This is a genomic window from Sphaerimonospora thailandensis (genome assembly GCF_016863115.1).
Taxonomy (GTDB): domain Bacteria; phylum Actinomycetota; class Actinomycetes; order Streptosporangiales; family Streptosporangiaceae; genus Sphaerimonospora; species Sphaerimonospora cavernae.
In genome coordinates this window covers 1-1,019 of sequence record NZ_BOOG01000141.1, presented here as the reverse complement: position 1 = coordinate 1,019, position 1,019 = coordinate 1, and the positions used below count along the sequence as shown (strand labels likewise).

1 protein-coding gene is annotated in these 1,019 nt (G+C 71.8%); it reads right to left on the bottom strand.

Going from position 1 to position 1,019, the window contains the following annotated elements; genetic code table 11:
* A partial coding sequence (locus tag Mth01_RS29330) for a hypothetical protein (protein ID WP_204019206.1) occupies positions 1–869 on the bottom strand: 869 nt, incomplete at its 3' end.
* Between the last annotated feature and the right edge of the window lie 150 nt (positions 870–1,019).

Genomic DNA, 1,019 nt, shown 5'->3' with positions numbered 1-1,019 from the left:
TTGTGGCCGCCGTTGCCCCAGCCGCCGCCGTTGCCCCAGCCGCCGCCGTTGCCCCAGCCGCCGCCGTTGTGGCCTCCGTTGTGGCCTCCGTGATTACCGCCGTTACCCGGCCAGTTGTGACCCGGGGTGCCGGGGTTACCGTTGCCCGGTCGGCCTGGCCAGCCGTGACCCGGACGGCCGTGGCCGCGGCCCCAGTGGCCGCCCCAGCGGGTGCCGCCCCAGTTGTGGCCGGGGTTGTAGTAGCCGCGGCCGGGCAGGCCGTACCAGCGGCCGCGCAGGCCGGTGACGAAGGACTGCTCGCACCAGGAGCCGGGCAGCGGGGCCCACCTGCCGCCCGAGAGGTAGACCGGGGTGGTGAAGCCGGACCCGCAGGACGGGGAGACGTACACCCCGCCGTTGACGACGTACTGGCAGCTGGGGAGCGTGTAGGTGGTCCCCTCCACGACGTACTCGTGGACGCTGGGGGCGAGGTCGTAGCCGGGCAGGCCGTACCAACGGCCGGGCAGCCCGGAGATGGTCTGGGCGGTCCAGGTGCCCGGCAGGGCGATGGTACGGCTCTCGACGACGTAGACCGGCCTGGCCATGCCGGCCCCACAGGTGGGGGCGACGTAGATCCCACCGTTCATGATGGACTGGCAGCTGGGCAGGATGTAGGTCCGCCCGCCGTGGACGTACCGGTGAACGCGCGGATCCGGCCCGGGCCTGCGGGTGTGACCGGCTTTGACGTTGCCGGTCGCGACCTTGGGCGCGACGCTCATGTGAGCACCGCTGGTCACCGTCGCGCTCGCGGGCTGGGCGGCCAGCGCCGCGGGGGCGACCAGGGCAGCGGCTGCGAGAGCCCCTGTGAGGAGGGCTTTGTTCATCGTCAAGGGACGATTCCTTCCGTGAGGTGTGCTTGACATCGGGTCGACACGCATCCCGGCGACCGGCGTGCGGACCGGGCTGCCGGGATGCGCACGACCGGCAGTTGAGACGGTGCGGATCGGTGATCGTCGGTCGAGAAGGACAAACGGAATCAT